General features: G+C 73.6%; 7 protein-coding genes. All 7 read left to right on the plus strand.

Annotated elements, in window-relative coordinates:
* On the plus strand, positions 1 to 442 hold a 442-nt coding region (locus tag GSF22_RS30130), incomplete at its 5' end, for a winged helix-turn-helix domain-containing protein (RefSeq protein WP_208817303.1).
* A 59-nt stretch (positions 443 to 501) separates the two neighbouring features.
* Positions 502 to 1140, plus strand: a complete 639-nt coding sequence (locus GSF22_RS30135) for a uridine kinase (protein WP_208817304.1) — start codon at positions 502 to 504, stop codon at positions 1138 to 1140.
* A gap of 124 nt (positions 1141 to 1264) precedes the next feature.
* Positions 1265 to 1663, plus strand: a complete 399-nt coding sequence (locus tag GSF22_RS30140) for a TraR/DksA family transcriptional regulator (RefSeq protein WP_208817305.1) — start codon at positions 1265 to 1267, stop codon at positions 1661 to 1663.
* A gap of 110 nt (positions 1664 to 1773) precedes the next feature.
* The gene (locus GSF22_RS30145) at positions 1774 to 2670 is read left to right on the plus strand and encodes a DUF72 domain-containing protein (RefSeq protein WP_208817306.1); all 897 of its coding nucleotides are present in this window, start codon (positions 1774 to 1776) and stop codon (positions 2668 to 2670) included.
* 354 nt (positions 2671 to 3024) lie between these two features.
* On the plus strand, positions 3025 to 3453 hold the full coding sequence (locus tag GSF22_RS30150; protein ID WP_208817307.1) for a DUF2267 domain-containing protein: 429 nt from the start codon (positions 3025 to 3027) through the stop codon (positions 3451 to 3453).
* A gap of 222 nt (positions 3454 to 3675) precedes the next feature.
* Complete coding sequence (locus tag GSF22_RS30155) at positions 3676 to 3981, plus strand: hypothetical protein (protein WP_208817308.1); 306 nt, start codon at positions 3676 to 3678, stop codon at positions 3979 to 3981.
* Positions 3982 to 3994: 13 nt separating this feature from the next.
* The coding region (locus tag GSF22_RS30160; RefSeq protein WP_208817309.1) for a cupin domain-containing protein at positions 3995 to 5266 on the plus strand (1272 nt) is incomplete at its 3' end.

Consider the following 5266-nt stretch of genomic DNA (forward strand, 5'->3'; position numbering starts at 1 on the left):
CCTGGGCGAACTCGTCTCCGACGGGGCCGGTGAGATCACCGTGTCCGGCTCCGACCACCGTCCGCCGGTACCACGGGCCGGTCTGTCGCTCGCCGCCCCGACCGGCCCCGACCCGGTGGCCGTACCGGCGGCCGGCGGCGACCGGATCCACATCCAGGCGGCGTCCCGGGTGGTCCGCCGGGGCCGGCAGGTCCTCGCCCTGACCCGCCGGGAGTTCGACCTGCTGCTCTTCCTGGCCGAGAACCCCCGCCGGGTGTTCACCAGATCCCGGCTGCTCACCAGCGTCTGGGGCCACCGGCACGCCCTGGAACGCACCGTCGACGTGCACGTACGCCGGCTGCGCGGCAAGATCGGTGTGGACGTACCCCTGGTCACCACCGTCTACGGGGTGGGCTACCGGCTCGCCGACGAGGCCCGGGTGACCATCGACCGCACCGGCTGACCGGTCGACCCCGCCCGCCGGTCCACGGCGTGGCGCCCGCCGCCGGGCACCATGGTCGGATGCAGATCCGTCCCATCTCCCCGGAGCGCCTCGTCGCCGAACTCGCCGACCGGCTGGCCGGTACCGGGCCGCAGCGTCGGCTGCGGGTCGCCGTGGACGGTCCGCCGGCCGCCGGGCCGGGGACACTCGCCGACGCCCTGGTCGACCCGCTGCGGGCCCAGGGTCGCCCGGTCCTGAGGATCACCACCGACGACTTCCTCCGGCCGGCCTCGCTGCGCCTGGAGTACGGCAGGACCAACCCGGACGCCTACTACACCGGCTGGCTGGACGAGTCGGCGCTGCGCCGGGAGGTGCTCGACCCGGCCGCGCCGTCGGGCTCGGGTCGGCTGCTGCCGGCGTTCTGGGACGCCCGCACCGACCGGGCCACCCGCGCCGACCACGTCACCCTGCCACCCAACGGGGTGGTCCTGGTCAGCGGCGCATTCCTGCTCGGCGGCGGGCTGCCCTTCGACGTGACCGTCCACCTGGTGCTCTCCCCGGCCGCGTTGACCCGCCGGACCGCGCCCGAGTGGCGGTGGACCCTGCCGGCCTTCACCCGGTACGCCGAGGAGGTCGCCCCGGCCGGTTTCGCCGACGTGGTGGTCCGGGTCGACGACCCCCGGCACCCCGCGCTGGTGGAGTCCGGGCAGCTCAACTGAGGTACGGAAAAAGGTCGGTTTGGCCGGCTGGAGGGTGGGGTAATCGCCCGGCTCAACAGCGGCCCGTACCCACGGCGAACGCCGGGAGTCCGGGCCTCCGGCTTGCGAGGAAAGGCAGGACACCATGCTCCTCCACGACACGGTCAGCACCGGGCGGTCCCAGGCGGATGCCGAGCAGATCCGGCTCTCGCTCCAGGCCCGCTACGACGAGTTGAGCGCGGAGTACGAGCAGGCGGTCCAGCAGAGCCAGGTCCTGCGGCTGGTCGAGGTCGGCGACACCGCCGGTGACGACCAGGCCGACAGCGGCACCAAGACCGCCGAACGGGACACCGCGCAGTCGCTGCTGCGCACCATCCTCGACCGTCGGGCGCAGTACGAGCACGCACTGACCCGGCTCCAGGAGGGCAGCTACGGCTGGTGCGAGGGCTGCCAGGCGCCGATCCCGGTGGAGCGGCTGGAGATCTTCCCGTCGGCGACCTCCTGCGTGTCCTGCAAGCAGCACCGGGAACGTCGGGCGGCCTGAACCCCGACCCGGGCCGCGGTACGCGGGCCGGGACGGAGCGGACGCGCCGTGCCGGCCGGGACCCGGGCGCCGTACCCGGGGCCACGACGGCCGGCAGTGGGGAGGCCGGGATGGGCGGGATCAAGGTCGGTACGGCCTCCTGGACCGACCGTACGCTGCTCGAATCGGGGTGGTACCCGCCGGAGGCGGACACCCCGGAGAAGCGGCTCGCCCACTACGCCAGCCGGTTCCCGCTGGTGGAGGTGGACGCCACCTACTACGCCCCGCCCGCAGAACGCACGGCGGCGCTCTGGGTGGCCCGCACCCCGCCCGACTTCACCTTCAACATCAAGGCGTTCAGCCTGCTCACCGGCCACCCGACCCGGGTGTCCGCGCTCCACGCCGACCTGCGACCGGACACCGACAAACGCACCGTCTACCCGGCCGACCTGCCCGCCGCCAGTTACGAGGAGGTCTGGACCCGGTTCCTGACCGCGCTCGACCCGCTGGTGGCCGCCGGCAAACTCGGCGCCGTGCTGTTCCAGTTCCCGCCGTGGTTCACCCTCCGGCGGGACAACAAGCAGTACCTGCTGGAGGTACGGCGCCGCTGCGACCCGCTGCGGGCGGTGTTCGAGTTCCGCCACGCGTCCTGGTTCGCCGGTGACAACCGCGACGAGACGCTGGACTTCCTGCGTCGGCACGACCTGCCGTACGTCTGCGTGGACATGCCGCAGGGGCACCGGTCGTCGGTACCGCCGGTGCTGGTGGCCACCGCGGACCTGGCGGTGGTGCGGTTCCACGGCCACAGCGACCGGTGGACCAGCCGGGACATCCACGAGAAGTTCGGGTACCGCTACTCCGACCGGGAACTGCGCCAGTGGGCGCCGAAACTCCGCGAGCTGGCCGCCGACGCCGGGCAGACCCACGTGCTGCTGAACAACTGTCTCCGGGACTACGCCCAGACCAACGCGGCGACCCTGGCCGCCCTGCTCGGCGTGGACCGGGCCGGCTCCGCCCGGGCCGGGTGAGGCGGGTTTCATCCCGTCCGGGTGAGGCCGGTTCACCCCCGGCCGCGCCAACCTCGACGACGGCCGGCACGGGAGACAGGACGACGGCCGGCACGGGAGACAACCGGCGCCGCCGGGTGATCGGTCACCGGACGAAATCCGGGGACGGGAGGTTCGGTGTGGCATCTCGGGTGGTACGCAGTCGGGGCGGGCAGGCCACGGTGACGCGGGTCGCGCCGCCGGGGGACCGCAACGGTCCGCACCGGTGCGTGGTGCGTCCCGGCCGGATCAGCCCGACCCGGATCGTACGCGGCAGCGCAGGACCGCCGTCGCGCGACGATCGACGGTTGGAAACCGACGGACGGGGGTGTGTCGATGGCTAGGGAACCGATTTCCGTGTTCGAGTCGTCGTTGGACAAGACCAATCTCATCCTGAAGGACATCGAGCAGGCGTACGGGTGGTCGAAGGACCGGCGTAACCAGTCCTACGCGGCGCTGCGTACGGTCCTGCACCTGCTGCGGGACCGGATGCCGGTGCAGGAGTGCGTGGAGTTCTCCGCGCAGTTGCCGGTGCTGGTCCGGGGGGTCTACTTCGAGGGGTGGGACCCGGCCAACGTACCGGTCAAACTGAACCGGGACGACTTCCTCTACGAGGTCCGGCAGGGCTTCCCGTACGACGTGGAAGGCGGCCCGGAGCGGGTGGTGCAGGTGGTGCTGGACACCCTGCGCCGACATGTCACCCAGGGCGAGTGGTCCGACGTGAAGTCGAACATGCCCGAGGACCTGGACCGCATGATCCCGTGACCGGTTGATCCGGTCAGGACGCGGTGCCGGGGATCCGTTCCGACGGATCACCCGGTGCCGCGCCAGCGTACGGGCCGTATCCCCGCCGGGGGCCACCTGACCGGAAGCGCCGGTGCGCCGGGCCCGTCTTCTCTACGGTGGGTTAGAGAAGATCGCGCGTGGGGTACCACCGTGCACCACGAACCCCGGCGGAGACCGGGGCTGCGGACCGAGGGAGCACCGATGAGACTCAACGACGACGACATCCGGACCAGTGGCGGTGCCGGCCTCGAAGGCCCCGCCGACGGTGGGGCGACCCCGGGTCAGCGGGACGGTGGCGCGGATGGTGGTGCCGAGGGTCCGGCCGACGGTGGGGCCACGCCGGGTCAGCGGGACGGTGGCGCGGATGGTGGTGCCGAGGGTCCGGCCGACGGTGGGGCCACGCCGGGTCAGCGGGACGGTGGCGCGGATGGTGGCGCCGAGGGTCCGGCCGACGGTGGGGCGACCCCCGGTCAGCAGGACGGTGGCGCCGACGGTGGCGCCCGGTAGGACGGCCTGACCGATGACGACCCGATCGCCGGGCGGCCCAGCGGGTCGCCCGGCGGCCTTTCCCAGCCCGGCTCCGGTGCTGTCCCGGTGCATCGCCGTCGAGCCGGAGAAGTTCGCCGCCGCACACTGGGGCCGTGGCCCGCTGCTGTCCCGCGCTGCCGAGCTGCCCAACCCGGCCGGCTTCACCGACCTGTTCAGCCCCGCCGACGCCGACGAACTGCTCAGTCGACGGGGCCTGCGTACCCCGTTCCTGCGGGTGGCCCGGGACGGCCAGCTCGTGCCGGCGGCGCGGTACACCGGCGGTGGTGGCGCCGGTGCCGAGATCGGTGACCAGGTGCTCGACGAGCGGGTGCTGGAGCTGTACGCCTCCGGGGCCACCCTGGTCCTCCAGGGGCTGCACCGCACCTGGCCGCCGCTGGTCGACTTCGCCCGGGAACTCGGCGCGGCGCTGGGCCAACCGCTGCAGGTCAACGCCTACCTCACCCCGGCGGACAGTCAGGGCTTCGCCACCCACTACGACACCCACGACGTCTTCGTCCTCCAGGTCGGCGGGGAGAAGCACTGGCGGATCCACCCGCCGGTGCTGCCCGACCCGTTGGAACGGCAGCCCTGGGGCGGCCGGGCGGACGAGGTGGCGGCGGTCGCCGACGGGCCACCCGCGCTGGACGTGGTCCTCGGCCCCGGTGACGCCCTCTACCTGCCGCGCGGCTGGCTGCACAGTGCCCAGGCGCAGCGCTCCGAGTCGTTGCACCTGACCGTGGGGATCCGGGCGCTCACCCGGTACGCGCTCGTCGAGGAACTCCTCGGGCTCGCCGCCGCCGACCGCCGACTGCGCGCCCCGCTACCGTTCGGCATCGACGTGGCCGATCCCGACGACGTCGAACCGGAGCTGACCGAGACCGTCGAAGCGCTGCGCGACTGGCTGCTGCGGGCCGACCCGGCCGAGGTCGCCGACCGGTTGCGGGCACGGGTCTGGCCGGCGGCGCGGCCGGCGCCGATCCGGCCGCTCGCCCAGGCCGCGCTGCTCGCCGGGCTCGACGTCGACAGCCGGATCGCCGTCCGACCCGGGCTGCGGTGGCAGCTCACCGAGGACGGGACCGGCGCAGTGGTACTGCGGATCTTCGACCGGAGCATCACCTTCCCCGACCAGTGCGCGCCGGCCCTGCGGGCGCTGCTCACCGCCACGGTGTCCCGGGTCGGTGACCTGCCCGGTCTGGACGACGACGCCGACCGGCTGGTGCTGGCCCGCCGGCTGCTCCGCGAAGCCGTCGCCGTACCCGCCACC

Origin of the sequence: Micromonospora echinofusca (assembly GCF_017614955.1) — a bacterium.
Classification (GTDB): Bacteria; Actinomycetota; Actinomycetes; order Mycobacteriales; family Micromonosporaceae; genus Micromonospora; species Micromonospora echinofusca_A.

Excerpts from the sequence above, each read along its gene's own strand:
- GSF22_RS30135 (WP_208817304.1), top strand. The coding sequence starts at position 502 with ATGCAGATCCGTCCCATCTCCCCGGAGCGCCTCGTCGCCGAACTCGCC.
- GSF22_RS30150 (WP_208817307.1), top strand. The coding sequence starts at position 3,025 with ATGGCTAGGGAACCGATTTCCGTGTTCGAGTCGTCGTTGGACAAGACC.
- GSF22_RS30145 (WP_208817306.1), top strand. The coding sequence starts at position 1,774 with ATGGGCGGGATCAAGGTCGGTACGGCCTCCTGGACCGACCGTACGCTG.
- GSF22_RS30155 (WP_208817308.1), top strand. The coding sequence starts at position 3,676 with ATGAGACTCAACGACGACGACATCCGGACCAGTGGCGGTGCCGGCCTC.
- GSF22_RS30140 (WP_208817305.1), top strand. The coding sequence starts at position 1,265 with ATGCTCCTCCACGACACGGTCAGCACCGGGCGGTCCCAGGCGGATGCC.